This window comes from Xanthobacter autotrophicus ATCC 700552 (genome assembly GCF_043194565.1).
In the GTDB taxonomy this organism is placed as follows: domain Bacteria; phylum Pseudomonadota; class Alphaproteobacteria; order Rhizobiales; family Xanthobacteraceae; genus Xanthobacter; species Xanthobacter autotrophicus_F.
Window position 1 is genome coordinate 1 of sequence record NZ_JBAFVS010000021.1, and the last position, 24,975, is coordinate 24,975.

Consider the following 24,975-nt stretch of genomic DNA (forward strand, 5'->3'; position numbering starts at 1 on the left):
CGACCTGACCTTGTCCGCAGCCGCGCCCCCTCCCCAGCCCTCCCCCGCAAGCGGGAGAGGGAGCAACGCGGAGCCCGACACCCTCCGCGCCCGTGCGCTGGCCGGAATCAAGACGGTGGAATGGGTGCCGGCGGCGGGCGAGAACCGCATCACCGGCATGATCGCCAACCGCCCGGACTGGGTGGTCTCGCGCCAGCGCGCCTGGGGCGTGCCCATCGCCGTGTTCGTGAAGGACAAGGGCGACGGCACCGTCGAGATCCTGAAGGACCTGCAGGTGAACGCCCGCATCGCCGAGGCCTTTGCCGCCGAGGGCGCCGACGCCTGGTTCAAGGAGGGCGCCAAGGAGCGCTTCCTCTCAGGTCTCGTTGAGACGCCCGACGAATGGGAAATGGTCCGGGACGTGCTCGACGTGTGGTTCGACAGTGGCTCCACCCACGCCTTCACCCTCGAGGTGCGGCCGGACCTGAAGGCCGTGCGCCCGCCCGAAGGCAATGACAAGGTGATGTATCTGGAAGGCTCGGACCAGCATCGCGGCTGGTTCCATTCCTCGCTGCTGGAAAGCTGCGGCACCCGCGGCCGCCCGCCCTATGACGTGGTGCTGACCCACGGCTTCGTCCTCGACGAGGACGGCCGCAAGATGTCCAAGTCGCTGGGCAACGTCACCTCGCCGCAGGAGGTGATCAAGCAGTCCGGCGCCGACATTCTGCGCCTGTGGGTGTGCGCCTCCGACTATGCGGACGATCTGCGCATCGGCCCGGAAATCCTGAAGACCACCGCCGACACCTACCGCAAGCTGCGCAACACCATCCGCTGGCTGCTGGGCTCCCTGCACCACGACCGGCCGGAGGAGCACGTGGCGTTCGCGCAGATGCCGGCACTGGAGCGCTACATCCTCCATCGCCTTGTCGAGCTGGACGGCGAGATCCGCGCCGCCTACCGCGCCTTCGACTACAAGAAGGTCAACGCGGCGCTCACCCAGTTCATGAACATCGAGCTGTCGGCCTTCTATTTCGACATCCGCAAGGACGCGCTCTATTGCGATCCCCTGTCGTCGGTGACGCGCAGGGCCTGCCTCACCGTGCTGGACGCGGTGTTCGCGCGCCTCATCACCTGGCTCGCGCCCATCCTGCCCTTCACCTGCGAGGAGGCCTATATCGCCCGCACAGGCGATGAGGAGGGCTCCGTTCACCTCCTCGGCTTCCCGGACACCCCGGCCGACTGGCGCGACGATGCGCTGGCGGACACATGGCGCCGGGTGCGCCTCATCCGGCGGGTGGTGCTGGGCGCGCTGGAGGTGGAGCGCGCCGCCAAGCGCATGGGCTCCTCGCTGGAGGCGGCGCCGGAGGTTTATGTGAGCGACCCCGCCCTGGCCGATGCCCTCGACGGGCTGGACCTCGCCGAAATCACCATCACTAGCGCCGCCCCCCTCATCCGGTCCGAGGGGCCGGCGGACGCCTTCCGCCTGCCCGACGTGCCGGGCGTGGCGGTGGTGCCGGTGCGCGCCGAGGGCAAGAAGTGCGCCCGCTCCTGGAAGATCTCCGCCGAGGTGGGCACGGATCGCGAGTTCCCGGACGTGACCCCGCGCGACGCGGACGCCTTGCGGGAATTCTATGCCGCGCAGGCGGCGGCCCAGTGAGGTGACGGATTGGCGAGGTGACTAGAACCACGCGCCGCGATATCCTTCGCGTATGAGCACGAAGGATCTTGAAACCATCGCGGCGCGGGTCGCTTCCTGGCCGGAAGCGGCGCGGGAGGAGGCGGTTTGGGCTCTCCTCGCCATTGAGGAACGCCACCAATTGCCGGCCGTGCTGGATGAGGCGACGCGGCGGGCCGTGCGCGAGGGGCTGGCGCAGGCCAAGGCGGGCAACTTCGCCTCGCAGGCCGAGGTTGGGGCGGTCTTCCGCAAGCGATGAAGCTGCGGTTCACCGCGCGGGCGCTCGCCGATATCGCGACCATCGCCGCCCATATCAAGCGTGACAGCCCGGCCGCGGCGGACCGCGCCCTTGCGGCAATCGAGGCCGCGGCCGAACGACTTCTCCGCTTTCCGCACCTCGGACGACCGACGGACGAGGCCGATGTCCGCGAGCTTCACGTTGCCCGCTGGCCCTACCTCATTTACTACCTCACGGCCGGCGAGGAGATCATCCTCCTCCACGTTCGCCACGCCGCACAACGACCTTGGAGCGGATCGGGTGAGGATGAACCCGCCTGAACGGTGCGATCGTCGCCGACTTTGTGAGCAAAAGCCCTGTTCCGACCAGCCTGAGAGCCCCTTTGCAGCGACGCCACATCCTCTTCGGCCTTCTGGTCGCGGTCCTCGTCCTGGTGGCGGACCAGGCGACGAAGAGCCTCGTGCTCGCCTGGTCGTACCGGTGGGTGGGTCAGATCCACACGGTGGCGCCGGGGCTCGACTTCGTGACGCTGTGGAACAGCGGCATCAGCTACGGCCTGTTCCCGCAGGGCGAGACCGGGCGCTGGGTGCTGGTGGCCATCAAGGTCGCCGCCGCCCTGCTCTTCACCGTCTGGCTCACGCGCTCGCGGGGACGGCTGGAGGCGGTTTCCCTCGGCCTGCTCATCGGCGGAGCCATCGGCAATGCGGTGGACCGGGTGGTCTATGGCGCGGTGTTCGACTTCGTCTCGCTCCACGCCTTTGGCTACCGGTGGTACGTGTTCAACCTGGCTGACGTGGCCGTGGTTGTGGGGGTGGGACTGCTTCTTTATGATGCGTTCTTAGGTCACGCCTCAAAATTGCCGCCCTCGGCCCCGCCAATGGCGGCGAAATCCGAAGCTGAGCGCGAGCGAAGCTGAGCGCGCGTTCTGAAGGCGCGTTCTGAACGACTGCCGAAGGCCTCAGGGAAACCAAAGACGTCGGGGAACAGGAACCATGCGCGTGAGCCCGAACTTTTCACGCGGCATCGCCGCCGAGCGGGCCGCGGGCGATCTTTCCGCCTTCTCTCTGTCCAGTCCCTCGTGCGACGGCTCCCGGATGCCGCTGCGGCAGTCCCGCCTTCTGGCGGCGGCCCTGCTGGGCGCCGGCCTCCTCATGACGACCGCCCCCCGGCCGGCGGCCGCCCAGACCTTCGACGGGTCATCGAGCCTGATGGAGAGCACCATGCAGCTCCTCGGCCTCAAGGACGAGGAGCCCAAGCCCGAGATCGACTATCGCGAGCGCGCGCCGCTCGTGGTGCCGCCCAAGGTGCCGGAAGCCCTGCCCCCGCCCCAGGCGAGCGCGGCGGACGCCCATCCCAACTGGCCGAAGGACCCCGATGTCCAGCGCCGCAAGCAGGAGGCGGCGGCTTCCAAGACACCGGTCGTGCGCGACGATCCCGGCCGGCCGCTGCTGCCCTCCGAGCTGAAGGGCGGCAAGCACAAGAACCTCGGCAACTCGACCTCCCCCACCGAACCCGTGGGCGCGGAATCCAAGCGCGACGTGCTGCTGCCGTCGCAGCTCGGCTTCACCAGCTGGATGGGCGGCCTGGGCGGCAAGCAGGAGCAGCTCTCCTTCAACGGCGAGCCGGAGCGCGAAAACCTGATCCAGCCCCCGCCGGGCTACCAGACGCCGGCTCCCAACGCCCCCTACGGCGTGGTGGAGCCGAAGAAAGAGACGTTCAAGTTCCCGACCCTGTTCGACCGGGAGTGACGGACCACACCTATTCGATCCACTGGGCAGGGCGATCTTGACGGGTGCCGCCTTTGCGTCCGCGCCCGGCTTCCTATCTTTCCTTGACGTGCCCGTCATTCGGCGCGTCGAATGACGGAAGATCGCCACGTGTTCATGAGCCGCCTCACCATGATTGCTATTCTCGCCGCCACCGCGGCCACTGCCGCCCCCCGCATTGCTGACGCGGCCGGGCCGGACGTCACCCAGTTCCAGCTCGACAACGGCCTTCAGGTCATGGTCATCCCGGACCACCGCACCCCGGTGGTCACCCACATGGTGTGGTACAAGGTGGGATCGGCCGACGAGCAGGCCGGCAAGTCCGGCATCGCCCATTTCCTCGAGCACCTGATGTTCAAGGGCACCGACGCCCACCCGCAAGGCCAGTTCTCGGCCGAGGTGGCGCGCCTGGGCGGGCAGGAGAATGCCTTCACCTCGCAGGACTACACCGCCTATTTCCAGCGCGTCGCCAAGGAGCACCTGGAAAAGGTGATGGGCTTCGAGGCCGATCGCATGACCGGCCTCAAGCTCTCCGACGAGGTGGTGCTGCCCGAGCGCGACGTGGTGCTGGAAGAGCGCCGCATGCGCACCGACAACGATCCCGGCGCGCGCCTGTCCGAGGTGCTGCAGGCCACCACCTACATGAACCACCCCTACCAGCATCCCATCATCGGTTGGGAGCACGAGATCAAGGGGCTGAACCGCGAGGACGCCCTCGCCTTCTACCGCCGCTATTACGCGCCCAACAACGCGCTCCTCGTGGTGGCCGGCGACGTGGACCCGCAGACCGTGCGCACCCTCGCCGAGAAGACCTACGGCAAGGTGGCCCGCGCCGACACCCCGCCCCGCAACCGCCCGCAGGAGCCCGAGCCGCAGGCCCACCGCCGGGTGGCCCTGTCCGACCCGCGGGTGGCCCAGCCGAGCCTGCAGCGCTCCTATCTGGTGCCGTCCTCCCGCACCGCCCAGCCGGGTGAATCCGAGGCGCTGGAAGTGCTCTCCCAGATCCTCGGCGGCGGCCAGACCGCCCGCCTCTATCGCAGCCTCGTGGCTGAGAAGGGCATCGCCGCCGGCTCCGGCGCCTGGTACCAAAGCACCGCATACGATGCCACCCGCTTCGTCACCTATGCCTCGCCCCGCCCCGGCGTGAGCCTGGAGGACCTTGAGGCGGCCGTGGACGGTGTGATCGCGGAGCTTCAGGAGAAGGGCGTGGACGACCTGGAACTGGCCCGCGCCAAGACCCGGCTGACCGCCGACACCATCTATTCCCAGGACAACCAGGCCACCCTCGCCCGCATCTATGGCGCCTCCTGGGCCACCGGCATGTCGGCCGACGATGTGCGTGCCTGGCCCGAGCGCATCAAGGCGGTGACCGCCGAGCAGGTGAAGGATGTGGCGCGCCGGTATCTGGTAACTGACCGCGCCGTCACCGGCTACCTGAAGCTGGCCGAGCCCAAAAAGGACGCCGGCCCCAAAAGCGAAACCAGGAAGGACGACCGCTCGTGAGGGCTGGCCCCGCCCCCCTTTCCGACCGGACCGGCAGCGCCATGCGCGCCGGTCGTCTCCTCTTTGCGATGGTAGCCATGGCCCTTTCCCTTCTCTCCGCCACCACGGCACAGTCCCAGTCGAACCGCATCACCGAAGTGACCAGCCCCGGCGGCATCAAGGCGTGGCTGGTGCATGACACCACCCTGCCCCTGATTGCCGTGGAGTTCGCCTTCCTCGGCGGCGCCTCCCAGGACGGCAAGGACCTGCCGGGCCTTGCCAACCTCACCGCATCCCTGCTGGACGAGGGCGCCGGCTCCCTTGACGCCGCCGCCTTCCAGAGCGCGCTGGCCGACCACGCGGTGGAGCTGCACTTCGATGCCGGCCGCGACGAGATCCGCGGCTCCCTGCGCACGTTGTCGGAGAACCGGGAGAAGGCGTTCGACCTCATGCGCCTCGCGGTCAGCGCGCCGCGCTTCGACACCGAGGCGGTGGAGCGCATCCGCGCCTCCCAGATGGCCATGCTGCGCCGCCGCTCCACCGAGCCCAACTCCATCGCCAACGACCGCTGGTTCTCCCTCGCCTTCCCCGACCATCCCTATGGCCGGCCGGTGGACGGCACGCTGGAGACCGTCGCCCGCATCAGCCGCGACGACATCGCCGGCTTCGCCAAGCGCGCCCTTGCCCGCTCCAACCTGCGGGTGGCGGTGGTGGGCGACATCAGCGCAGAGGAACTGGGCCAGCGGCTCGACGCCGTGTTCGGCACCCTGCCGGCCACCGCCCCGCTCACCGCCGTGGCCAATGTGGAACCGCAGAAGATCGGCACCGTGGAGGTCATCCCCCTCGACGTGTCCCAGTCGGTGGTGGTGATGGGCACCGGCGGCCTGGAGCGGCGCGACCCGGACTTCATCCCGGCCTTCGTGCTCAACCACATCCTCGGCGGCAGCGCGTTTTCATCCCGCCTGTTCAAGGAAGTGCGCGAGGCCCGCGGGCTGGCCTACTCGGTCTATTCCTACCAGGTGGCCCTCGGCCATACCGGCCTGTGGTTCGCCGGCACCGCCACCAAGAACGAGCGGGCGGGGGAATCCATCGCCATCATCACCGACGAGTTCCGCAAGATCCTGAAGGACGGGCCCAGCCAGACCGAGCTGGACGAGGCCAAGAGCTATCTGATGGGCAGCTATGCCCTGCGCTTCGACACCTCCTCCAAGGTGGCCGGCCAGTTGCTCCAGATCCAGCTGGACGAGTTGGGCATCGACTATGTGGACCGGCGCAACGCCCTTATCGGCGCCGTCACCCTTGACGACCTGAAGCGCGTGGCGGCGCGCCTCGCCACCGCCCGCGACGCCCTCGTGGTGGTGGTGGGCAAGCCGGTGGGCCTGGGCGGCTAGAGCACGCGCCCTAGAGCACGCGCCCTAGAACACGCGCCTTGGTGGCCGGGTTGCCGCGGCTTCCCCGGCATCCGGCCTGCGCGACCCGCCGGCCCGGCCATCCGCCGGGGCGGAAGGTTGCGCTGGGTAACCTTAATCCGCACGAGAACCGGTCGCGCTCCCTCGAAACGCCGGGGGGTGGTTCCGGAGCCCTTGCCCCTTTTGCTATAAGGCAATGGGATCGGGGGCGCCCACGGAGTTGATGGACATGGTGCGCGCACAACTGGCCGGTGCATTGGGAACGGCTGCGGACACTCCCGCGGCGGATGGCGCGCGCGCCCGCCGCTTTTCGCGCCTGCCGCGGCTCGCCCTGCCACGTCTCGCCCTTCCCGTGCTGCTCGTCGGCGCGCTGGCCGGCTGCGCCGGGGGCGAGGGGCTGGATGGCGCATTCGGCGCGCAGGATACGGGCGTGGCCCGCGCCGGCAGCACGTCCGCCGGCGTGGTCAACAGCGCCACCACCGGCGCCCTTGTGGTGGGCACCGGGCCGGACGCGCAGACCTATGATTGCCCGCCGGTCACCGTGCGCACCGGCGCCGGCTCCTGGCAGGTCACTGCCGGCGGCGGCCTGCGTTATCAGGGCACGCTGGGTCGCCTCGCCCGGGAATGCTCCATTTCCGGCGGCACCATGATGGTCCGCGTCGGCATCGAGGGCCGCGTCCTGATGGGCGAGAAGGGCGGGCCCGGACAGGTCAAGGTGCCAATCCGCATCGCCGTGGTGCAGGAGGGGCCCACCCCCAAGACCATCACCACCAAATTCTTCAACGTGGCCGTGGACCTGCCCGCCGATCCGGGCCATGCCGCCTTCACCGTGGTGGAGGAGCAGATCGCCTTCCCGCTGCTGAGGCCGGCGGAGATGGAACGCCACGTGATCTATGTGGGCTTCGACCCGCAGGGCGGCGAGGTGAAGGAGCGCAAGCCCGCCCCCGCCGCGAAGCCCAAGCCCAAGCCCAGGCCAGCCCCCGCCGAAACCTCCGACACGCCCGCCGCGGCCAAGCCGGCGGCGGCGCAGAAGCCGGCCACCAGCGGCGCCCCCCAGGGCGACGTGTTCGGCCCGCCACCCGGCAGCAGCGGCACCCTCGCGTCGCCATCCAGCGGCGGGTTCGAGGCGCCGCCTTCCACCAGCACCTTCTCGCCGCCACCACGTTGAAGCAGGGCGCGTTGACGCACGGCGCCATTGGCCTATGCTGCACGCGCGCCCGGGCCTCGGCTCGGGCGTGATCGGACGATCCCTGCGGGAGAGACCGGCAGCCGCAAGGTATGCCGGCGCCGAAGGCGCAACCGCCCCGGAACCGCTCAGGCCAATGGACCGCAGGGGGACGAATCTCTGGAAAGCAGCGTCGGTGCTGCGCGGCAACGCGCGTCCTCGGCGCTCACCGAAGGAGTAAGCCGTGCCCTTCCACGAGGCGCGGTGAAATCTCTCAGGTCCTAAGACAGAGGGGGCGCCGCGCGGACCCGCTTCTTGTGTCTTGACGCTATTGTCTCGACTCAAGACCGGTCCGGAAATTGGCGCTGTCGTCCGGGAGCCCCCCTTGGATCATTCCGAGCCCCTGCTCGAAACCCCGCTGTTCCCTGCCCATCGCGCCCTCGGCGCGCGCATGGTGCCCTTCGCCGGCTACCAGATGCCGGTGCACTATCCTGACGGCATCCTCGCCGAGCACGGCTGGACCCGCACCCATGCCGGGCTGTTCGATGTCTCCCACATGGGCCAGGCCCTGCTCAAGGGACCCGACCACGCCACCACCGCCCGCGCCCTTGAAGCCCTCGCCCCGGCGGATTTCCTCACCCTCGCCCCCGGCAAGCAGCGCTATTCCCAGCTTCTGGCCGATGACGGCGGCATCATCGACGATTTCATGGTGACGCGGCCGCTGGCGCCTGAGGCGGACGGCACCCTCATCCTCGTGGTCAACGCCGCCTGCAAGGCCGGCGACTTCGCGCACATCGCCGCCCGCCTGCCGGAGGGCGTCGCCCTCGTCGAGCGCCCCGAGCGCGCCCTCCTCGCCCTGCAGGGGCCGGAGGCGGCCGCCGTCATGGCCCGCCACTGCCCGCAGGCGGCGGCGCTGGACTTCATGGCCGCCATCGCGACGGACTTCGACGGCATCCCGGTGGAGGTCTCCCGCTCCGGCTATACCGGCGAGGACGGCTTCGAGATTTCGGTGGCGAACGACAGCGCGCCCCTGCTCTGGGCCGCCCTGCTCGCCGAGCCGGAAGTGAAGGCCATCGGCCTCGGCGCCCGCGACAGCCTGCGGCTTGAGGCCGGGCTCTGCCTCTACGGCCACGACATCGATCTTGCCACCTCCCCCATCGAGGCGGCGCTGATGTGGTCCATCCAGAAGCGGCGGCGCATCGAGGGCGGCTTTCCCGGCGCCGCGCGCATCCAGAGCGAGCTGGCGCAAGGCCCGGCCCGCGTCCGCGTGGGGCTGAGGCTTGAGGGCCGCGCGCCGGCCCGCGAGGGGGCGGAGATCGCATCCGGCGGCGCCGTGGTGGGCCGTGTCACCTCCGGCGGCTTCGCGCCGACCCTCGCCGCGCCCATCGCCATGGGCTATGTGCCGCCGGCCCTGTCCGCGCCCGGCACCCGCCTCGACATCCTGGTGCGCGGCAAGGCGCTGGCGGCCACCGTCGCATCCCTCCCGTTCGTGCCGACGCGCTATGCGCGCAAACCTAAAGCTGGGGCCTGATCCATGACGAGCGTGCGCTACACGAAGGACCACGAATATGTGCGCGTCGAAGGCGACGTGGCCGTGGTGGGCATCTCCGACTACGCCCAGCAGCAGCTCGGCGACGTGGTGTTCGTCGAGCTGCCGGCCGTTGGCAAGGCCGTGACCCGTGGCGGCGAGGCCGCCGTGGTGGAGAGCGTCAAGGCGGCGAGCGAGGTCTACGCCCCCCTCTCCGGCGAGGTGGTGGAGGTGAACGCCGAGCTGGAAGGCGCCCCCGGCCTCGTCAACGAGGACGCGGAGGGCAAGGGCTGGTTCATGAAGCTGAAGCTCTCCAATCCGGCCGAGCTGGGCGACCTCATGAACGAGCACGCCTACAAGGACTTCCTGGACACGCTGGCCTGACCATGGCGACCGATCACAAAGCCACCATCCGCTGGGCGCGCGGCGATGCCGCCTTCACCGACGGCCGCTACGCCCGTGCCCATGTCTGGGCCTTCGACGGCCTCGAGGTGCCCGGCTCCTCGGCGCCGTCCTCCGTGCGCGTGCCGCTCTCCCGCGAGGACGCGGTGGATCCGGAAGAGGCGCTGGTGGCCTCGGCCGCCAGCTGCCACATGCTGTTCGCCCTGGATTTCGCCCGCCGCGGCGGCTTCCGCGTGGACAGCTACGAGGACGCCGCCGTAGGCGAGATGACGCCCAACGAGAAGGGCAAGCTTTTCATCTCCCGCATCGCCCTCAACCCGGTGATGGTCTTCTCCGGCGACAAGCTGCCCAGCACGGCGGACGTGGAGACCATCCACCACCGGGCGCACGAGGAATGCTTCATCGCCCATTCCGTGCGCGCGGACATCGTCATCACGCCGCGCTTCACCATCGCCTGACCCGGGGTCCCCATGCGCTATCTCCCCCTCACCCCCGAGGACCGCGCCGAGATGCTGGCGCGGATCGGTGTCGCCTCGGTCGATGAGCTGTTCGCCGACATCCCCGCCGACAAGCGCGAAACCGCGCTGCCGCGCCTCGCCCTCCACCAAAGCGAGCTGGAGGTGGAGCGCGCGCTCAATCGCCTCGCCGGGCAGAATGTGACGGCGGGCGCGGTGCCCTTCTTCGTCGGTGCGGGGGCCTATCGCCACCATGTGCCGGCCACCGTGGACCACCTGATCCAGCGCTCGGAATTCCTCACCTCCTACACGCCCTACCAGCCCGAGATCGCGCAGGGCACGCTGCACTATCTGTTCGAGTTCCAGACCCAGGTGGCCGAACTCACCGCCATGGAGGTGGCCAACGCCTCCATGTATGACGGCTCCACCGCCGCCGCCGAGGCGGTGCTGATGGCCCATCGCGTCACCCGGCGCCGCAAGGCGGTGCTGGCGGGCAACCTGCATCCCCACTATCGCGCCACCATCGAGACGCTCTCGCGCTACGCCGCCGACGACGTGGTGGCGCTGCCGGCCGCCCCGTTCGGCGAGGAAGACCTCATCACCCCCATCGACGACACGGTCTCCTGCGTGGTGGTGCAGTCGCCGGACGTGTTCGGCAACCTGGTGGACCTGAAGCCCATCGCCGAGGCCGCCCACAAGGCCGGCGCGCTGCTGGTGGCGGTGTTCACGGAAGCGGTGGCGCTGGGCCTCATCGAGCCGCCGGGGGCGCAGGGCGCCGACATCGTGGTGGGCGAGGGCCAGTCCATCGGCAATGCGCTGAATTTCGGCGGGCCTTATGTGGGCCTGTTCGCCACGCGCTCGAAGTTCGTGCGCCAGATGCCGGGGCGACTTGCCGGCGAGACGGTGGACGCGGAAGGCCGGCGCGGCTTCGTGCTGACCCTCTCCACCCGCGAGCAGCACATTCGCCGCGAGAAGGCCACCTCCAACATCTGCACCAATTCCGGCCTGTGCGCGCTCGCCTTCACCATCCACCTCACCTTGCTGGGCAAAACCGGCCTCACCCGGCTTGCCCGCGCCAACCATGCGGCGGCCTGCGACCTCGCGGACCGGCTGGCGGCGGTGAAGGGGGCGAGCATCATCAACGACACCTTCTTCAACGAATTCACCCTGCGCGTGCCCGGCTCGGCGGCGGACGTGGTGGAGAGACTGGCGGCGAAGGGCATCCTCGCCGGCGTGCCCTATGCGCGCCTCGCGCCCGCATCGGGGCTCGACGACCTCATCCTCGTCGCCGCCACCGAGACCACCACGGAAGACGACCGCGCCGCCTATGCCGCCGCCCTGAAAGAGGTGCTGTGATGAACCGCGAAGGCCGTGGCGCCACCGCGCCGCATTCCATTGCCCTCACCGGCCCTGAAACCTTCACCGGCAACCGTGCGCTGGACCTGGAGGAAGGCCTGATCTTCGAGATCGGCCGCATGGAGGTGACCGGCGTCGATATTGCCGAGCCCGCCCCGTTCCGCGACCGCCTCGGCACAAAGGCGCGCACCGCGCCGCTGGACCTGCCCGGCCTCTGCGAGCCCGAGGCCATGCGCCATTACGTGCGCCTGTCGCGCATGAATTACGGCATCGACAGCGGCCTGTTCCCGCTCGGCTCGTGCACCATGAAGCACAATCCGCGCCTCAACGAGAAAATGGCGCGGCTGCCCGGCTTCGCCGATATCCATCCGCTGCAGCCGCAATCCACGGTGCAGGGCGCGCTGGGCCTCATGGCCGAGCTGTCGCGCTATCTGCTGGAATTGACTGGCATGCAGGCGGTGGCGCTCACGCCCAAGGCGGGCGCCCACGGCGAATTGTGCGGCATGATGGCCATCAAGGCCGCCCACGCCGCCCGTGGCGAGGGCGAACAGCGCCACGTGGTGCTGGTGCCCGAGAGCGCCCACGGCACCAATCCCGCCACCGCCGCCCTCATCGGCTATCAGGTGCGCTCCATCCCCGCCCGCGCCGACGGCACGGTGGACCCGGAGGCGGTGAAGGCCGCGCTCGGCCCTGAGGTGGCGGCGCTGATGCTCACCAATCCCAACACCTGCGGGCTGTTCGAGCGCGACGTGGTGGCCATCGCCGCGGCGGTGCACGACGCCGGCGCCTATTTCTATTCGGACGGCGCCAATTTCAACGCCATCCTCGGCAAGGTGCGCATCGCCGACCTCGGGGTCGATGCCATGCACATCAACCTGCACAAGACCTTCTCCACGCCCCATGGCGGCGGCGGGCCGGGCGCGGGGCCGGTGGTGCTCTCGGATGCGCTTGCCCCCTTCGCTCCGGTGCCGGCGCTGGTGGCCACCACGGACGGGCTGGTACTGGTGGAGGACGAGGGCGCAGACGGCGCGCAGCAGGCGCTCGGCCGCATGAGCGCCTTCCACGGCCAGATGGGCATGTTCGTGCGGGCGCTGGCGTGGATGCTCTCCCACGGCGCGGACGGCATGCGGCAGGCCTCGGAAGATGCGGTGCTGTCGGCCAATTACATCCGCGCCTGCCTCATGGACCTCATGAGCGCGCCCTTCGCCGAGCGGCCGGCCATGCACGAGGCCCTGTTCGACGATGCGTGGCTCGCCGGCACCGGCCTCACCACGCTCGACGTGGCCAAGGCCCTCATCGACGAGGGCTACCACCCCATGACGGTGTATTTCCCGCTGGTGGTGCACGGCGCCATGCTCATCGAGCCCACGGAGAGCGAATCCAAGGCGGCGCTGGATTTGTTCATCGCGGCGCTGCGGGATCTGGCGCTGGCCGCCAAGGCCGGGGACAAGGAGCGCTTCCTCGGCGCGCCCTATTACGCCCCGCGCCGCCGCCTCGACGAAACCCGCGCCGCCCGCACCCCGGTGCTGCGCTGGGTGAAGCCGGCGCCGGTGGCCGACGCGGCGGAGTGAAGGCGGCGCAGTAGCAGGCCAGCATTGCAAGGGGCGGCACCCCCGCCCCTTGCCCCCGCCGCCCGCGCCTGCGAAAAGCGCGCCCATGATCGTTCTCGACGATATTTCCCTGCGCCTCGCCGGGCGCCTGCTCATCGACCATGCCTCCGTCGCCATTCCGGAGAATGCGCGGGTGGGCGTGGTCGGACGCAACGGCTCGGGCAAGACCACCCTGTTCAAGGCTATCGTGGGCGAGCTGGAGCTGGAGAGCGGCGCCGTGCGCCTGCCCAACCGCACCCGCATCGGCCGCGTGGCGCAGGAGGCGCCCGCCGGCCCCGACAGCCTGCTGGAACGCGTGCTCGCCGCCGACACCGAGCGCGCCCAATTGCTGCACGAACGCGAGACCACCCACGACCCCATGCGCATGGGCGAGATCGAGATGCGGCTTCTCGACATCGACGCCCATTCGGCGCCGGCGCGGGCGGCCACCATCCTCGCCGGCCTCGGCTTCGACGAGAGCGCGCAGCAGCGGCCATGCTCGGAATTTTCCGGCGGCTGGCGCATGCGCGTGGCCCTCGCCGCCCTGCTCTTCACCGAGCCGGACCTGCTGCTGCTGGACGAGCCCACCAACTATCTCGACCTCGAAGGCACCCTGTGGCTGCAGGACTACCTCGCGCATTATCCGCGCACGGTGATCCTCATCTCCCATGACCGCGACCTGCTGGACGAGAGCGTGGACCACATCCTCCACCTCTCCGGGAAGAAGCTGACGATCTACAAGGGCGGCTTCACCGGCTTCGACCGCCAGCGCCGCGAGCGGCTGCTCTTGGACCAGAAGGCGCGCAAGAAGCAGGAGATGCAGCGCGCCCACATGGAATCCTTCGTGGCCCGCTTCCGCGCCAAGGCCACCAAGGCCAAGCAGGCCCAGTCGCGCCTCAAGGCCCTGGCCCGCATGGAGCCGCTCGCCGCCCAGGTGAGCGAGGAAGGCGCCGCCATCTCCATCCGCCACCCGGAACGGCTGCTGTCCCCGCCCATATTGGTGATGAACCACGTGTCGGTGGGCTACGTGCCGGGCAAGCCGATCCTGCGCGATCTCGACCTCAGGATCGACGAGGACGACCGCATCGCGCTGCTCGGCCCCAACGGCAACGGCAAGTCCACCTTCGCCAAGCTCCTCGCCGGCCGGCTCCAGGAGGAAAGCGGCAGCCTGGTGCGCGCCGACAAGCTGGAAGTGGCCTATCTGGCCCAGCACCAGATCGACGAGTTGATCCCCGGCGACAGCCCGGCCCAGCATGTGCGCAAGCTCATGCCCGACGCACCCGAGGCGCGGGTGCGGGGGCGGGCGGCGGAGATGGGCTTTTCCGGCGGCGCCGCCGACACCAAGGTATCGTCGCTCTCGGGCGGCGAGAAGGCGCGGCTGCTGCTGGGCCTTGCCACCTTCAACGGGCCGCATTTGCTGATCCTCGACGAGCCCACCAACCATCTGGACATCGAGGCCCGCGCCGCCCTCATCGAGGCCATCAACGACTATCCCGGCGCCGTCATCCTCGTGTCCCACGACCGGCATCTGCTGGAAGCCTGCGCCGACCAGCTGTGGCGCGTCTCCGGCGGCACCGTGAAGGCCTATGACGGCGATCTCGACCAGTACAAGCGCGAGGTGCTCTCCAAGTCCGACGGCGACCGCATGACCGATGCCGGCCGCAAGGACAAGGCCGAGCTGAAGAAGGACGGCACCCCGGCGGACGGCAAGCGCCGCGTCGCCACCGGCCCCCTGAAGAAGCGCATCCGCGAACTGGAAGCCGCCGTGGAGAAGCTGGAAAAGGAGATCGCCGGCATCGACGTGCAACTCGCGGCACCCGACCTCCACGTCAAGAAGCCGTTCGACGCCGCCCGCTTCGCCAAGGCCCGCGCCGAGGCCGTGGAGAAACTCGCGGCGGCGGAGGAGGAATGGCTCGCCGTCAGCGCCGAGCTCGAGGCCGCGGGGAGCTGACGGGCGCCGGGGCGGCTTCGGGCGCTCCATCCGGTTCGCGGACCAGCGCCATCAGGGCCTGCGCCGCCCGCGAATGATAGCGATCGGCGTGGCGCAGCCCATAAAAGCGCCGGGCCGGAAAGGTCAGGGGCAGCTGGCGCAGGGTGCCGGTGGCAAGGCCCGCCGCCGCCACGAGATCGGAGATCACGGTCGCCCCCGCCCCCGCCGCCACCGCGCTCACCACCGCCTCGTTGGAGGGCAGCTCCAGCGCCACCTTGAGCCCGGCGGGGTTGAGCCCGGAGGCCCGAAGCGCATCCTCGAACACCTGCCGCGTGCCCGAGCCCGGCTCGCGCAGCACGAACGGCATCTCGAACAGGTCCGCCGGGGTGATCGCACGGCGCTCGGCGGCGGGATGGTTCGCCGCCGCCACCAGCACCAGCCGGTCGCCGGGCACCGCGGTGCGGGCGAGCAACGGCTCTTCCACCTCGCCCTCCACGAAGCCGAGATCGGCCACTCCCTCCCGCACTGCCGCCGCCACCTGCGTGGTGTTGCCGATGACCACCGACAGGGCGATGTCGGGATAAAGTGTGTGGAAGCGGTTGAGCACCGGCCCGAGCCAGTAGTTGGCGATGGTCTGGCTGGCCTGCAGCGCCAGCCGCCCGCGCCTCAGGCCTGACAGGTCCGCAAGCACGGTCTCGGCCGCGGCGGCGCGGGCCAGCACCGCCTCGGCTTCCGGCACGAAGGCGTGGCCGGCTTCGGTCAATTCGATCCGCCGCCCCACCCGATGGAACAGGGCAACGCCGCAGGACGCCTCCAGCGCCGCCACCGAGGCGCTCACCGCCGATTGGGTCATGTGAAGGCCCTCCGCCGCGCGCGTCATGTGCAGGGCGCGGGCGACGGCGACGAAGACCTTCAACTGCTCCAGCGTCATGGACGCGCTCACTTTGCTTCGCTCAATCGCCGCGCGGGCTTTGGCTTCGCTCAGGCGCCGCGCGGGCTCTTGCTTCGCTCAGGCGCCGCGCGGGCTCTTGCTTCGCTCAGGCGCCGCGCGGGCTCTTGCTTCGCTCAGGCGCCGCGCGGGCTATCTTGTGCCGACGACCCCGGTCTGCGACCGGAGCCAAGAGGGCATCGCTCAATCGCCGCGCGGGCTCACATGAGCGTCTTGATGAGGATAAGGCTCAGCACCGAGATGAACAGCCAGGCGGCGGCGCCGAGCAGCAGGGGCTTTATCCCCTTGAGGCGCAGCTTGGCGATGTCGGTCTCCAGCCCCATGGCGCCCAGCGCCACCGCCAGCAGGAAGGTGGTGGCGACGGCGATCTCGCTCTTCACCTCCACCGGCACCACGCCGGTGGAATTCAGCATCACCATGCCGATGAAGCCGAATACGAACCACGGCATGGGCGGGCTGGCATGGCCGGCGTCCTTGTCGCCGCGCGCCCGCCAGATGGCGGCGGCGCCGAGGCCGATGACGAGCGGCGCCAGCAGCATCACCCGCGAGAGCTTGGCCACCGTGCCGAACTCTCCGGCCTGCTGGCCGCCCTGGAAAGCGGCAGCCACCACCTGCGCCACCTCGTGGATGGACGCGCCGGTCCACAGCCCGAAGCCATGGGCATCAAGGCCCGTATAGGGCAGCAGCGCCGGCATGATCAGCATGGAGAGCGAGCCGAACACGGTGACGCAGGCCACCGCATAGGCCACGTCCTCGTCCGAGCCGCGGGTCACCGTGTTGGTGGCGATCACCGCCGAGGCGCCGCAAATGGCGGTTCCGGCCGCGATCAGCTCGGACAATTGCTTGTCCACCCCCATGAGGCGGCCAAGCCAACGGGTGGCCAAGAAGGTGGCGAACAGCGTGCCGGCCACGATGGAAAAGCCCACGAAGCCCACCGAACGCACCTGCGCGAAGGTGAGTTGCAGGCCCAGCAGCACGATGGCGAAGCGCAGGATGCGCCGCAGCGCAAACTTGGCGCCGGGCTTGGCGATGGCCGGCGTGCCGAACACATTGTGCAGCGCCATGCCGATGACGATGGCGAGCACCAGCGGGCTCACCAGCCCCATGCCCGGGATCTGCCGCAGCCCGTAGGCGACGGCGGCGATGAGCACGGTATAGGCAAGGCCCGGCAGGATGCCGCCGAAGAGCGTGGTGAGCGGGTTTGCACGGCGCAGGCCCAGCAGGTCCTGCGGCAAGGCCCCTGGCAGGTCTGCCGGAACTATGACGGTATCGGAAGGAGTGTTGTCGGTCACGGCGGCGTCCTCACTTGATGGGAAGATCGCGCCGTATCTTTAATCGATCAATCAAATTATATTTCTACATTCAATCGATATATCGGATTAGTTAGCGGCTGATCGTCCCCCGACGAACAATGACGTTGCCGGCCGGCCCACGGGTCACCCCGACATGCGTGCAGGTTCCGCCCGAGCAGCGGGTCGCGCCGGCATGGACGACCGGTCCGCGGGCATAGGGGCCATAATAGCGGTTCCATTGCCCATACCATGGCCGGCCTACGTAATAGGCGTTCCAATAGGCTTGGCTGAAGCCCACCACCGCCACGCCGACGGCGGGGGCCACCGGCGCGGCAAGCACCACGGGTGCGCCGGCATAGACCACCTGGATATAGCTCGCCGCGATCCAGCCCCGCGCTCCGGCGAAGCTCACGTCGCACCAGCTCGTATCGGCGAGGCAGCCGTAGGTGACGATGGCGGCGCGCGCCGGCACCACCGTTACCACGGGGAAGCCGACGCTCGGCCCGGCGCGCAGGTTCACGTTGGTCAGCGCCACGCCGGGCGTCGCCGCGGATGCCGCCCCACCCAGGACGAGACCGAGCGCGAGCGCGATCCCCCCGAGCCCGAAACGCATCGGCGAGACCTTCCGGACATCCTTGGCCATGTGCGCCTCCCGCGGCATCCAATCCGCCTGCAGGCTCAGGCCGTCCGGTTGCGCCGATATTTCAGGCGGAGCCGCCCAGGCAACGTTTTGTAACAGGAACGGATCGCCGTCCGATCCGCAGTGCCTATCGCTCGGCGAAGGCCTTTTCCACCACGAAGGTCTCGGGCCGGTGTCCCGCCCCTTCCGCGAAGGCGCGGCGTTCCAGGAGGTCGCGGGTGTCGGCGATCATCTGCGGCGAGCCGCAGAGCATCACCCGGTCAAAGGCCGGGTCGAGGTCGGGCAGGCCGAGGTCGGCGAAGAGCTGGCCGCTCTCCATGAGGTCGGTGACGCGGCCACGGTTGCGGAACGGCTCGCGCGTCACCGTGGGATAATGGAGCAGCTGGGTTGAGGCGTATTCGCCGAGGAAATCGTGGGCCTTCAGCGCCGCCACCACGTCCTCGCCATAGGCCAGTTCCGCCACCTCGCGGCAGCCGTGCACCAGGATGATGTGCTCAAACCGCTCATAGGCCTCCGGGTCCTTGGCGATGGACACGAACGGCGCCAGCCCGGTGCCGGTGGCCAGCAGATAAAGCCGCTTGCCCGGCTTCAGATTGTCGAGCAGTAGCGTGCCCGTGGGCCGGCGCCCCACCAGGATGGGATCGCCGGGCTTCAGCATCTGCAGGCGCGAGGTGAGCGGGCCGTCCGGCACCTTGATGGAGAAGAATTCCAGCAGGTCCTCGTGGGGCGCGCAGGCCAGCGAATAGGCCCGCAGCAGCGGGCGCTCCTCCGCCGGCAGGCCGATCATGGTGAACTGTCCGCTCTTGAAGCGGAACGCCGGATCGCGCGTGGCGGTGAAGGAGAACAGGCGGTCGGTCCAGTGGCGGACGGCGAGGACGGTCTCGGTGTTGAGGTTGCTCATCGCCATACCCTCACGCCGCACCGGTCGCGGACGAACCGGAAGCCGCCTGCCCCGGCGCGGGCGAAAACGCGCTCTCGAACTTGCCGGCCACGTCCATCCACTGGGAAGCGTCCGCCGGCGGCTCCTTCTTCTCGGCGATGTTGGGCCACAGGGCGGCATAGTGCGCATTCAGCGCGATCCACGGCCCGGCCTCCGGCGCCGTATCGGCGGCGATGGCGGCGGCGGGACATTCCGGCTCGCAGACGCCGCAGTCGATGCATTCATCCGGATTGATGACGAGCATGTTCTCGCCCTCGTAGAAGCAATCCACCGGGCAGACGGCGACGCAATCCATGAATTTGCAGCGGATGCAGCTGTCAGTCACGACATAGGCCATGGGGCAGGTCCTGTTAAATCTGCACCAAGACTAGCCGGACGAGGCCATCGGACTGAGTATTAAGACCTTGAAGGGTCAATTAATTGCAGTCTTTTTAATATCCGGGCGAACAAGACGGCCGTCATACTCCGGCGCAGCCGCCGTGTCTGGCGCGCAAGAGCTGGAGAGGCACAGCGAGCGGAAGGGCGGACCCTCCGGTCGAGCCGGAGGGTGACGGCGGGATAGGGGCGCGCACCGGACAATCTCAGGCCACCCCCCGGCTCACACCACCTGGGCGAGGTTCGAGCCGTTGAGGTTCACCGCGAGGCCCTTCAGGGCGTCCTCGTTCAGCTCGCCGCCCATGGCCTTCAGGCTTTCCTCGCGGATCAGGCTGCCAAGCCCGGCCCGCAGCTGGATGAAGTCCGCCGACAGCTGCAGCGCGGCGTCACGCGGGCGCGGCAGGGGCACCGTGACCTCGGCCTTGATGCAGCCGGGGCGCGCGGTCATCACATAGATGCGGTCGGAGAGGAATATCGCCTCGTCGATGTCGTGGGTCACGAACAGCACCGAGATGTTCAGCCGCTGCCAGAGGTTGGTCAGGATCTGCTGCATGATCACCCGAGTCTGGGCGTCGAGCGCGCCGAACGGCTCGTCCAGCAGCAGCACCTTCGGCCCCGTGGCGAGCGCCCGCACGATGCCCACCCGCTGCTTCATGCCGCCGGAAAGGCGATCCGGATAATGGTTCTCAAAGGCTGAAAGCCCGGCCAGCCCCAACAGGGTGCGCGCGGCCACCGCCCGCTCGGACCGGCCCATGCCGCGCATCTTGAGGCCGAACTCGACATTCTCCCGCACCGTTTTCCACGGAAACAGGGAATATTGCTGGAACACCATGCCCCGGTCGGCGGAGGGGCCTTTCACCTCTTCCCCGTCCACGGTGACGCGGCCGGCAGTGGGCTTCAGGAAGCCCGCCACCGCATTGAGCAAGGTAGACTTGCCGCAGCCCGAGGGGCCGATGATGGAGACGAACTCGCCGGGGTTCACCACCAGGTCGGCGTCGCTCACCGCGATCACCGCGCCGTCGATGGTGTCGTAAGCCAGCTCGAAGCCGGTGACCGCGATGAGCCCGGTCTTCGTGGGGGCGGTTGCGGGAATGGCCATGGCGCGCCTCGTGGGGTTCACTTGCTGCGTTCACTTGCTGCGTTCATTTGGCCCGGGACCAGGGCGTCACCGCCCGCCCGACCAGCCGGATGAGAAAGGAGGAGGCGAGCCCGAGCACGCCGATAGTAATCATGCCCAGCGCGATGTCGGGATACTGCACCAGGGAATAGGCCTCCCACGTGAAGTAGCCGATGCCGAACTGGCCGGAGATCATCTCCGCCGCGATCAGCGATACCCAGGCCACCCCCATGCCCACCGTGAGGCCGGTGAAGACCTGCGGCAGCACCGCGGGGAAATAGACCTCGCGGAAGGTGGCACGCTCGCTGGCTCCGAGGCAGCGCGCGGCGCGCACCAGCACCTCGTCCACATTGGCCATGCCGTGCAGCGTGTTGAGGAGGATGGGGAAAAACGCACCGAGGAAGGTGATGAAGACGATGCTCTGCTCGTTGGTGGGCCACAGCATGATGGCCATGGGCACCCAGGCGATGGCCGGAATGGGCCGCAGCACCTCGCAGACGGGGAAGACGAACTCCTTCAACAGCGCGAACCGCCCCATGAGCAGCCCCAGCGGCACCGCCACCAGAGCCGCGAGGGCGAAGCCGAGGAAGATGCGCCGGCAGGACATGACGATGTGGTCGAAGAAGGCGCTGGTGGAGAAGGCGGTGCGCGCGCTCTCCAGCACCTGTTCCGGCGACGGCACGTTCAGGAAGCGCACGTAAAGGTCCATGCGGTTTACGGTGACCACATGCCAGGCGAGGATGAAGAGGCCGATGGCCAGCGCCCCGAGCGCCGTGGCGCGGATCGCCTGCATGTTCAGCTTCAGCCAGCGCCGGACAAGGCCGGCCTTCGAGCGATCCGGCACCGGGGTGGTCCCCTGCACCGGGCGCTCCGGCCGCAGCAGGATGGCTCCTGCCGGGGGACGCGGACGGGCGCCCTCCCCCGGAGTGCCGGCGACATGCAGGGACGGGTGCATCTTCACGGGGGATTTGGCCGCGACGCTCGTCATGGCGCTCACCTGCGCCCGGCGGTGGCAGCCTTCAGCGCATCGCCGAAGCTCATCACCTTGCCGCCGCCCTTGGCCGCCGCGGCTTCCGCATCGGCCTTGAGCATGAAGGGCGCGATCTCGCTCTTGCCGTCCTTCGCCGTGACCGCATAGAAGGCGTCGGTGGCGAACAGCTTGATGCCGCGGGCGGTGTCGAACACATAGCTCATGTTCGCCTTCTTGCCCTGGGCGGTCAGCTCGGCCAGCGCGCCCAGGGTGCAGGCGGCGCTGGAATAGGGCTTGATGCCCTCGCCCTCGATCCAGATCTCGCCGGCCTTGCGCGGCTCGGCGATCTTCACCTTGCAGAAGCTGTCGTCCCCGCTCACCTCGTAATTGGCGAGGCTCTTCAGCTGCGTCTCGTAGTCGAGGCCCATCTCCTTGAAGGCCTGGCGCACATAGGTGTCGTTGACCCAGGCCTTGGCGTCGAATTCCTTCATGCGGCCGAGCTTCTGCAGCACGGCGGCATCCTCGGCCGCATCGGCGACGAGCTGGGGCTTGAGGGTGGGATCCATGGTCATGATGCCGCCCGGGCCGAGGAAGATGTAGACCACCTCCTTGTCGATACCGGTCCACTTGGCGATCTTCTCCGCAGCGCCCTGCGGATCCTTGCGCACCCAGTCATTGGCCTCGATCACGGCCTTGAGGTAGGCCACCACGACTTCGGGATACTTCTGCGCGAAATCGGTACGCACCACCACGCCGTGCCAGGTGGGGGCGTTGGTTTCCACGCCGTCGAAGATCTTGCGGGCGAAGCCGCGGAACGGCAGCAGCTCGGCGAAGGGCACGAAATCGGCGTGGGCGTCGATCTTCTTTTCCTGGAGGTTGGTGGAGCCCACCTCCGGCGACTGGCTCACCAGCTTGAAATAGTCGTTGGGCCAGCCCTTGTCCTGCATGGCCTTCAGGATCATGCCGTGGGCGGCCGAGCCGAACGGCACGCTCAGCACCTTCCCCTTCAGGTCCGACAGCTCGTAGTAGGGCGAGTCCTTGTGCACCACCACGCCGTTGCCGGAGCCGTGGATATTGTAGGCCGCCACCGCGATCAGCTGGGACTTGGACTGGGGATTGGACTGGAAGGTGTAGCCGTTCACCACCAGCGGAAAATCGCCCATGCCGCCGAACTGGAGCTTGTCCGCCATCATGCCGTTGGTGACGGGCGGGCCGGAGGTGAAATTCTGCCAGTCGAGCGTGTAGGCGGCATTGGCGTACTTGCCGTCCTTGGGCAGGTACTTCTCCAGCAGCTTCAATTCCTTGATCACCACGCCGGTGGTCACCGTGTTGGTGGTGGTGTCCTGGGTGCCGATGCCGATGGTGATGGCGGTCTGGGCGTGGGCGGGGCGCGCCGCAACGGCGCAACCGGCGGTCAGGGCAACGGCGAGAGAGGCAAGCAGCTTGGAACGAAGGCGATTGGAAGGACGAAGATTGGCGCAAAACAGGGTCATCGGATCCACCTCTCGGGGCAAAGACGGCTCTCGACGGTGATCTTCGGGCGCCAGCTTCCATTCATTCAAAGGAAGATGCCGCGGCGGTGTCGATTAGTTGCCTCCTTTGCAGACCCGCCTCTTTCTTGGTCATACCGTGCCTGCCACACCGGCGCGGGTGCGATTCTCAGCCGCGTCGGCCTCAGCGATCCCCACGCATGGCGTGGAGCGCATCGACGTCATAGACCATGATCTTGGCCTTCTCCGCCTTCAGAACCCCCTGCTCCTGCAAGCGCTTGAGGCTGATGGTGACCCATTGCCGCGTCGCGCCCACCATGTGCGCGAGGTCAGCGTGGGTGAATGGAGTTCCGATGACGATGGCGCCCTCCTCCCGCACGCCATAAGCGTCGGATAGGTGCAGGAGCAGGTGCGCGAGGCGCTCGGTGACCGAGCGGGTGCCCAGCATCTGGGCAAGGGCGGAATAGCACTTTCCCTTGAAGGTGAGGCCTTCGATAAGCCCGATGGCAAAGCCGGGGATTTGGGCGATGAGCCGGCGCAGGGTCTTGCCGGTCAGATGGACCACCACGCAATTGGTGGCGGCGACGCCGGACCACACATGCTGCCCCTGCCCGAACAGTTCGGGTCCGCCGACAAAATTGCCCGAATTCCAATAGGCCAGCGTGATCTCCCGGCCCGAGGGCGCGATGTAGAAGACGCGGACCCGCCCGCTCTCGATCAGGAAGATGCCGTCATGGGGCGTGCCTTGTGAGAACAGCATCTTGCCGCGATAGACCACGCGTTTCTGGCCTTCGCACAGCACCTCCTCCCGCTCCTTTGCGGTGAGGCGCTGGAACAACAGCGGCGGCCCGTTGGTAAGGGCGGCATTCTCGGTGAGCAGAAGGGCCTGGGCGGGAGCGGCAACCGCCAAAAGCGGGGAGGCCGCGACGGGAAGATGCCTATGGGGCGGTGCGTTCAGCATGGCTTCTCTCCCGGTTCGATGCATTCTCATCCGGCAAGAAGCGTACCACTATATTTATAATTTATTCCATTGAAATAGTATTTATACCCGAGTGGCCGTGAAAACGCAGACGGCGGCCCTGCGGCCGCCGTCTGAACGTTTCATCCCGATGATGCGCGAACCAGACCCGCGCCAGAGATCCATGGAAGACCGATACCGCCTCGCCCGATGAGCTTGGGACGCAAGCCTATCGGCGATTTGAAGCCCCTGAGGCGTCGGTCGGATTTGCCCTCGCCAGACACGACCAGGGCCGCAGACGCCACGCCGTAAAAGCGTCCGAACTCAGTGGCCGGCGCCGGCGCGCCCGCTTTCGAGGGCCGCATAGACCTGCTCGAGATCGGCGAGCTGACGCGCCGCACGCTGCCGGCCTTCATCGGTGGTGGCGTCGGACACGTCTTCCTTGGCATTCTGGATCTGCTGATGGAGCGCACCCAGATCCAGCTCCTCCAACGGCTTCGCCTCTTCGGCGAGAATGGTGAGGCCGGCCGGGTTCACCTCGGCAAAGCCGCCGCGCACGAAATAGGCGCGCGGCGCCCCATCGCCCTTGATGGTGAGGATGCCGGGCTTCAGCATGCCGATGAAGGGCGCATGGCCCGCCAGCACGCCGAATTCGCCTTCCGCGCCGGGCACGATCACCTCGGTCACGGCGCCGGAAAACACGAGCCGCTCGGGCGAGACCAGCTCAAAGGGTAAGGTCGCCATAATTCTCGTCTCCGGGTCGTCCCGAAAGGGAGGCGCCCCATGATCGGGTGCTCCTCCAGGCGTCCCTCCGGCCGGACGGACGCCCCACTCCATGAAGGCGACGGCTTCACCGCACAGGCTCCATCAGCCCGGGCGCGACCGTCCCCGCGGCATCAGCGCCGACGGTCGGCCACGAAGCCGACGCCGAGACCGATGATGGCACCCACCACGGCGGCCAGACCGACGTGACGGCCCTGCTCCGAGGTCAACCCGCCGCCCGGGCGTTCACCCTGCAGCTCGATGTTGAGGCCCGGCAGCCGGATTTCGGCGACCTGGGGCCGGGTCAGCCAGCCGGTGATGCCTCCGGCCAGAAGTCCGAGCACGAGGCCCAGGACCTTAATATTCATCATTCCCTTAGCCCCTGATTTGAATTTGCCGCATAAGTACAACACCCGGAGCGGCAAATTCGCCTCAAAGCGGAGCCGGAAAATCGCGCATTCCGATCACCCTGTGAACGATGACCGGAACGCCTTGGCCGAACAGCCGC

General features: G+C 68.5%; 25 protein-coding genes and 2 riboswitches. Of the genes, 14 read left to right on the forward strand and 11 right to left on the reverse strand.

Going from position 1 to position 24,975, the window contains the following annotated elements; genetic code table 11:
• From V5F48_RS18770 to V5F48_RS18835, 14 genes are all read left to right on the forward strand, one after another.
• Window positions 1–1,636, forward strand: a 1,636-nt coding sequence (locus V5F48_RS18770) for a class I tRNA ligase family protein (protein WP_394259937.1), incomplete at its 5' end; no start/stop codon positions are given.
• A 52-nt stretch (window positions 1,637–1,688) separates the two neighbouring features.
• The gene (locus V5F48_RS18775; protein ID WP_394259938.1) at window positions 1,689–1,913 is read left to right on the forward strand and encodes a hypothetical protein; all 225 of its coding nucleotides are present in this window, start codon (window positions 1,689–1,691) and stop codon (window positions 1,911–1,913) included.
• Window positions 1,910–2,212, forward strand: a complete 303-nt coding sequence (locus V5F48_RS18780) for a type II toxin-antitoxin system RelE/ParE family toxin (protein WP_394259939.1) — start codon at window positions 1,910–1,912, stop codon at window positions 2,210–2,212. Before V5F48_RS18775 ends, V5F48_RS18780 begins: the two co-directional genes overlap by 4 nt.
• Window positions 2,213–2,274: 62 nt before the next feature.
• Window positions 2,275–2,808, forward strand: a complete 534-nt coding sequence (gene lspA / locus V5F48_RS18785; protein ID WP_394110466.1) for a signal peptidase II — start codon at window positions 2,275–2,277, stop codon at window positions 2,806–2,808.
• 76 nt (window positions 2,809–2,884) lie between these two features.
• Complete coding sequence (locus tag V5F48_RS18790) at window positions 2,885–3,640, forward strand: hypothetical protein (protein WP_394259940.1); 756 nt, start codon at window positions 2,885–2,887, stop codon at window positions 3,638–3,640.
• A gap of 111 nt (window positions 3,641–3,751) precedes the next feature.
• A complete protein-coding gene (locus tag V5F48_RS18795) occupies window positions 3,752–5,161 on the forward strand; it encodes a M16 family metallopeptidase (protein ID WP_394110464.1) in 1,410 nt (469 codons plus the stop codon).
• Window positions 5,162–5,238: 77 nt separating this feature from the next.
• Window positions 5,239–6,531 carry a M16 family metallopeptidase gene (locus V5F48_RS18800; protein ID WP_394110463.1) on the forward strand — a complete coding sequence of 431 codons (1,293 nt, stop codon included), beginning with the start codon at window positions 5,239–5,241 and terminating at the stop codon, window positions 6,529–6,531.
• Window positions 6,532–6,778: 247 nt separating this feature from the next.
• On the forward strand, window positions 6,779–7,717 hold the full coding sequence (locus V5F48_RS18805) for a hypothetical protein (RefSeq protein ID WP_394259941.1): 939 nt from the start codon (window positions 6,779–6,781) through the stop codon (window positions 7,715–7,717).
• 75 nt (window positions 7,718–7,792) lie between these two features.
• A riboswitch (glycine riboswitch) is annotated at window positions 7,793–7,889 on the forward strand.
• 3 nt (window positions 7,890–7,892) lie between these two features.
• A riboswitch (glycine riboswitch) is annotated at window positions 7,893–8,006 on the forward strand.
• Between the two features lie 93 nt (window positions 8,007–8,099).
• On the forward strand, window positions 8,100–9,245 hold the full coding sequence (gcvT, locus tag V5F48_RS18810) for a glycine cleavage system aminomethyltransferase GcvT (RefSeq protein ID WP_394259942.1): 1,146 nt from the start codon (window positions 8,100–8,102) through the stop codon (window positions 9,243–9,245).
• 3 nt (window positions 9,246–9,248) lie between these two features.
• The gene (gene gcvH, locus V5F48_RS18815) at window positions 9,249–9,626 is read left to right on the forward strand and encodes a glycine cleavage system protein GcvH (protein ID WP_394110460.1); all 378 of its coding nucleotides are present in this window, start codon (window positions 9,249–9,251) and stop codon (window positions 9,624–9,626) included.
• 2 nt (window positions 9,627–9,628) lie between these two features.
• The gene (locus tag V5F48_RS18820; protein WP_394259943.1) at window positions 9,629–10,102 is read left to right on the forward strand and encodes an OsmC family protein; all 474 of its coding nucleotides are present in this window, start codon (window positions 9,629–9,631) and stop codon (window positions 10,100–10,102) included.
• 12 nt (window positions 10,103–10,114) lie between these two features.
• Window positions 10,115–11,455 (forward strand): aminomethyl-transferring glycine dehydrogenase subunit GcvPA, encoded by a 1,341-nt coding sequence (gene gcvPA, locus V5F48_RS18825; protein ID WP_394259944.1) that lies wholly within the window; start codon window positions 10,115–10,117, stop codon window positions 11,453–11,455.
• On the forward strand, window positions 11,455–13,026 hold the full coding sequence (gcvPB, locus tag V5F48_RS18830; protein WP_394259945.1) for an aminomethyl-transferring glycine dehydrogenase subunit GcvPB: 1,572 nt from the start codon (window positions 11,455–11,457) through the stop codon (window positions 13,024–13,026). The genes gcvPA and gcvPB overlap by 1 nt, the downstream gene beginning before the upstream one ends.
• Before the next feature lie 85 nt (window positions 13,027–13,111).
• Window positions 13,112–14,995, forward strand: coding sequence for an ABC-F family ATP-binding cassette domain-containing protein (locus V5F48_RS18835; protein WP_394259946.1), 1,884 nt, complete (start codon window positions 13,112–13,114; stop codon window positions 14,993–14,995).
• Here V5F48_RS18835 and V5F48_RS18840 read toward each other — a convergent pair.
• The 11 genes from V5F48_RS18840 to V5F48_RS18890 form a co-directional block, all read right to left on the reverse strand.
• Window positions 14,964–15,905, reverse strand: coding sequence for a LysR family transcriptional regulator (locus V5F48_RS18840; RefSeq protein ID WP_394259996.1), 942 nt, complete (start codon window positions 15,903–15,905; stop codon window positions 14,964–14,966). The genes V5F48_RS18835 and V5F48_RS18840 overlap by 32 nt on opposite strands.
• 218 nt (window positions 15,906–16,123) lie before the next feature.
• Entirely contained in the window at window positions 16,124–17,158 is a 1,035-nt protein-coding gene (locus V5F48_RS18845) for a YeiH family protein (RefSeq protein ID WP_394259997.1), read from the reverse strand.
• A gap of 148 nt (window positions 17,159–17,306) precedes the next feature.
• Window positions 17,307–17,858, reverse strand: a complete 552-nt coding sequence (locus tag V5F48_RS18850; RefSeq protein WP_394259947.1) for an SH3 domain-containing protein — start codon at window positions 17,856–17,858, stop codon at window positions 17,307–17,309.
• A gap of 124 nt (window positions 17,859–17,982) precedes the next feature.
• Window positions 17,983–18,756, reverse strand: coding sequence for a ferredoxin--NADP reductase (locus V5F48_RS18855; RefSeq protein ID WP_394259948.1), 774 nt, complete (start codon window positions 18,754–18,756; stop codon window positions 17,983–17,985).
• A gap of 10 nt (window positions 18,757–18,766) precedes the next feature.
• Window positions 18,767–19,132, reverse strand: coding sequence for a ferredoxin FdxA (gene fdxA / locus V5F48_RS18860; protein ID WP_394259949.1), 366 nt, complete (start codon window positions 19,130–19,132; stop codon window positions 18,767–18,769).
• Between the two features lie 261 nt (window positions 19,133–19,393).
• Window positions 19,394–20,269, reverse strand: coding sequence for an ABC transporter ATP-binding protein (locus tag V5F48_RS18865; RefSeq protein ID WP_394259950.1), 876 nt, complete (start codon window positions 20,267–20,269; stop codon window positions 19,394–19,396).
• 43 nt (window positions 20,270–20,312) lie between these two features.
• Window positions 20,313–21,275, reverse strand: coding sequence for an ABC transporter permease (locus V5F48_RS18870; RefSeq protein ID WP_394259951.1), 963 nt, complete (start codon window positions 21,273–21,275; stop codon window positions 20,313–20,315).
• A gap of 5 nt (window positions 21,276–21,280) precedes the next feature.
• Window positions 21,281–22,750, reverse strand: coding sequence for an ABC transporter substrate-binding protein (locus tag V5F48_RS18875; RefSeq protein WP_394259952.1), 1,470 nt, complete (start codon window positions 22,748–22,750; stop codon window positions 21,281–21,283).
• 181 nt (window positions 22,751–22,931) lie between these two features.
• On the reverse strand, window positions 22,932–23,708 hold the full coding sequence (locus tag V5F48_RS18880) for a Crp/Fnr family transcriptional regulator (RefSeq protein ID WP_394259953.1): 777 nt from the start codon (window positions 23,706–23,708) through the stop codon (window positions 22,932–22,934).
• 321 nt (window positions 23,709–24,029) lie between these two features.
• A complete protein-coding gene (locus tag V5F48_RS18885) occupies window positions 24,030–24,449 on the reverse strand; it encodes a F0F1 ATP synthase subunit epsilon (RefSeq protein ID WP_394259954.1) in 420 nt (139 codons plus the stop codon).
• Between the two features lie 152 nt (window positions 24,450–24,601).
• Complete coding sequence (locus tag V5F48_RS18890) at window positions 24,602–24,838, reverse strand: hypothetical protein (RefSeq protein WP_394259955.1); 237 nt, start codon at window positions 24,836–24,838, stop codon at window positions 24,602–24,604.
• Between the last annotated feature and the right edge of the window lie 137 nt (window positions 24,839–24,975).

Coding starts and splice junctions, on each gene's coding strand:
- V5F48_RS18775 (WP_394259938.1), top strand. CDS start 1,689: ATGAGCACGAAGGATCTTGAAACCATCGCGGCGCGGGTCGCTTCCTGG.
- V5F48_RS18780 (WP_394259939.1), top strand. CDS start 1,910: ATGAAGCTGCGGTTCACCGCGCGGGCGCTCGCCGATATCGCGACCATC.
- V5F48_RS18790 (WP_394259940.1), top strand. CDS start 2,885: ATGCGCGTGAGCCCGAACTTTTCACGCGGCATCGCCGCCGAGCGGGCC.
- V5F48_RS18795 (WP_394110464.1), top strand. CDS start 3,752: ATGACGGAAGATCGCCACGTGTTCATGAGCCGCCTCACCATGATTGCT.
- V5F48_RS18800 (WP_394110463.1), top strand. CDS start 5,239: ATGGCCCTTTCCCTTCTCTCCGCCACCACGGCACAGTCCCAGTCGAAC.
- V5F48_RS18805 (WP_394259941.1), top strand. CDS start 6,779: ATGGTGCGCGCACAACTGGCCGGTGCATTGGGAACGGCTGCGGACACT.
- gcvH (WP_394110460.1), top strand. CDS start 9,249: ATGACGAGCGTGCGCTACACGAAGGACCACGAATATGTGCGCGTCGAA.
- V5F48_RS18820 (WP_394259943.1), top strand. CDS start 9,629: ATGGCGACCGATCACAAAGCCACCATCCGCTGGGCGCGCGGCGATGCC.
- gcvPA (WP_394259944.1), top strand. CDS start 10,115: ATGCGCTATCTCCCCCTCACCCCCGAGGACCGCGCCGAGATGCTGGCG.
- gcvPB (WP_394259945.1), top strand. CDS start 11,455: ATGAACCGCGAAGGCCGTGGCGCCACCGCGCCGCATTCCATTGCCCTC.
- V5F48_RS18835 (WP_394259946.1), top strand. CDS start 13,112: ATGATCGTTCTCGACGATATTTCCCTGCGCCTCGCCGGGCGCCTGCTC.
- V5F48_RS18840 (WP_394259996.1), bottom strand. CDS start 15,905: ATGACGCTGGAGCAGTTGAAGGTCTTCGTCGCCGTCGCCCGCGCCCTG.
- V5F48_RS18850 (WP_394259947.1), bottom strand. CDS start 17,858: ATGGCCAAGGATGTCCGGAAGGTCTCGCCGATGCGTTTCGGGCTCGGG.
- V5F48_RS18855 (WP_394259948.1), bottom strand. CDS start 18,756: ATGAGCAACCTCAACACCGAGACCGTCCTCGCCGTCCGCCACTGGACC.
- fdxA (WP_394259949.1), bottom strand. CDS start 19,132: ATGGCCTATGTCGTGACTGACAGCTGCATCCGCTGCAAATTCATGGAT.
- V5F48_RS18865 (WP_394259950.1), bottom strand. CDS start 20,269: ATGGCCATTCCCGCAACCGCCCCCACGAAGACCGGGCTCATCGCGGTC.
- V5F48_RS18870 (WP_394259951.1), bottom strand. CDS start 21,275: ATGACGAGCGTCGCGGCCAAATCCCCCGTGAAGATGCACCCGTCCCTG.
- V5F48_RS18875 (WP_394259952.1), bottom strand. CDS start 22,750: ATGACCCTGTTTTGCGCCAATCTTCGTCCTTCCAATCGCCTTCGTTCC.
- V5F48_RS18880 (WP_394259953.1), bottom strand. CDS start 23,708: ATGCTGAACGCACCGCCCCATAGGCATCTTCCCGTCGCGGCCTCCCCG.
- V5F48_RS18885 (WP_394259954.1), bottom strand. CDS start 24,449: ATGGCGACCTTACCCTTTGAGCTGGTCTCGCCCGAGCGGCTCGTGTTT.
- V5F48_RS18890 (WP_394259955.1), bottom strand. CDS start 24,838: ATGATGAATATTAAGGTCCTGGGCCTCGTGCTCGGACTTCTGGCCGGA.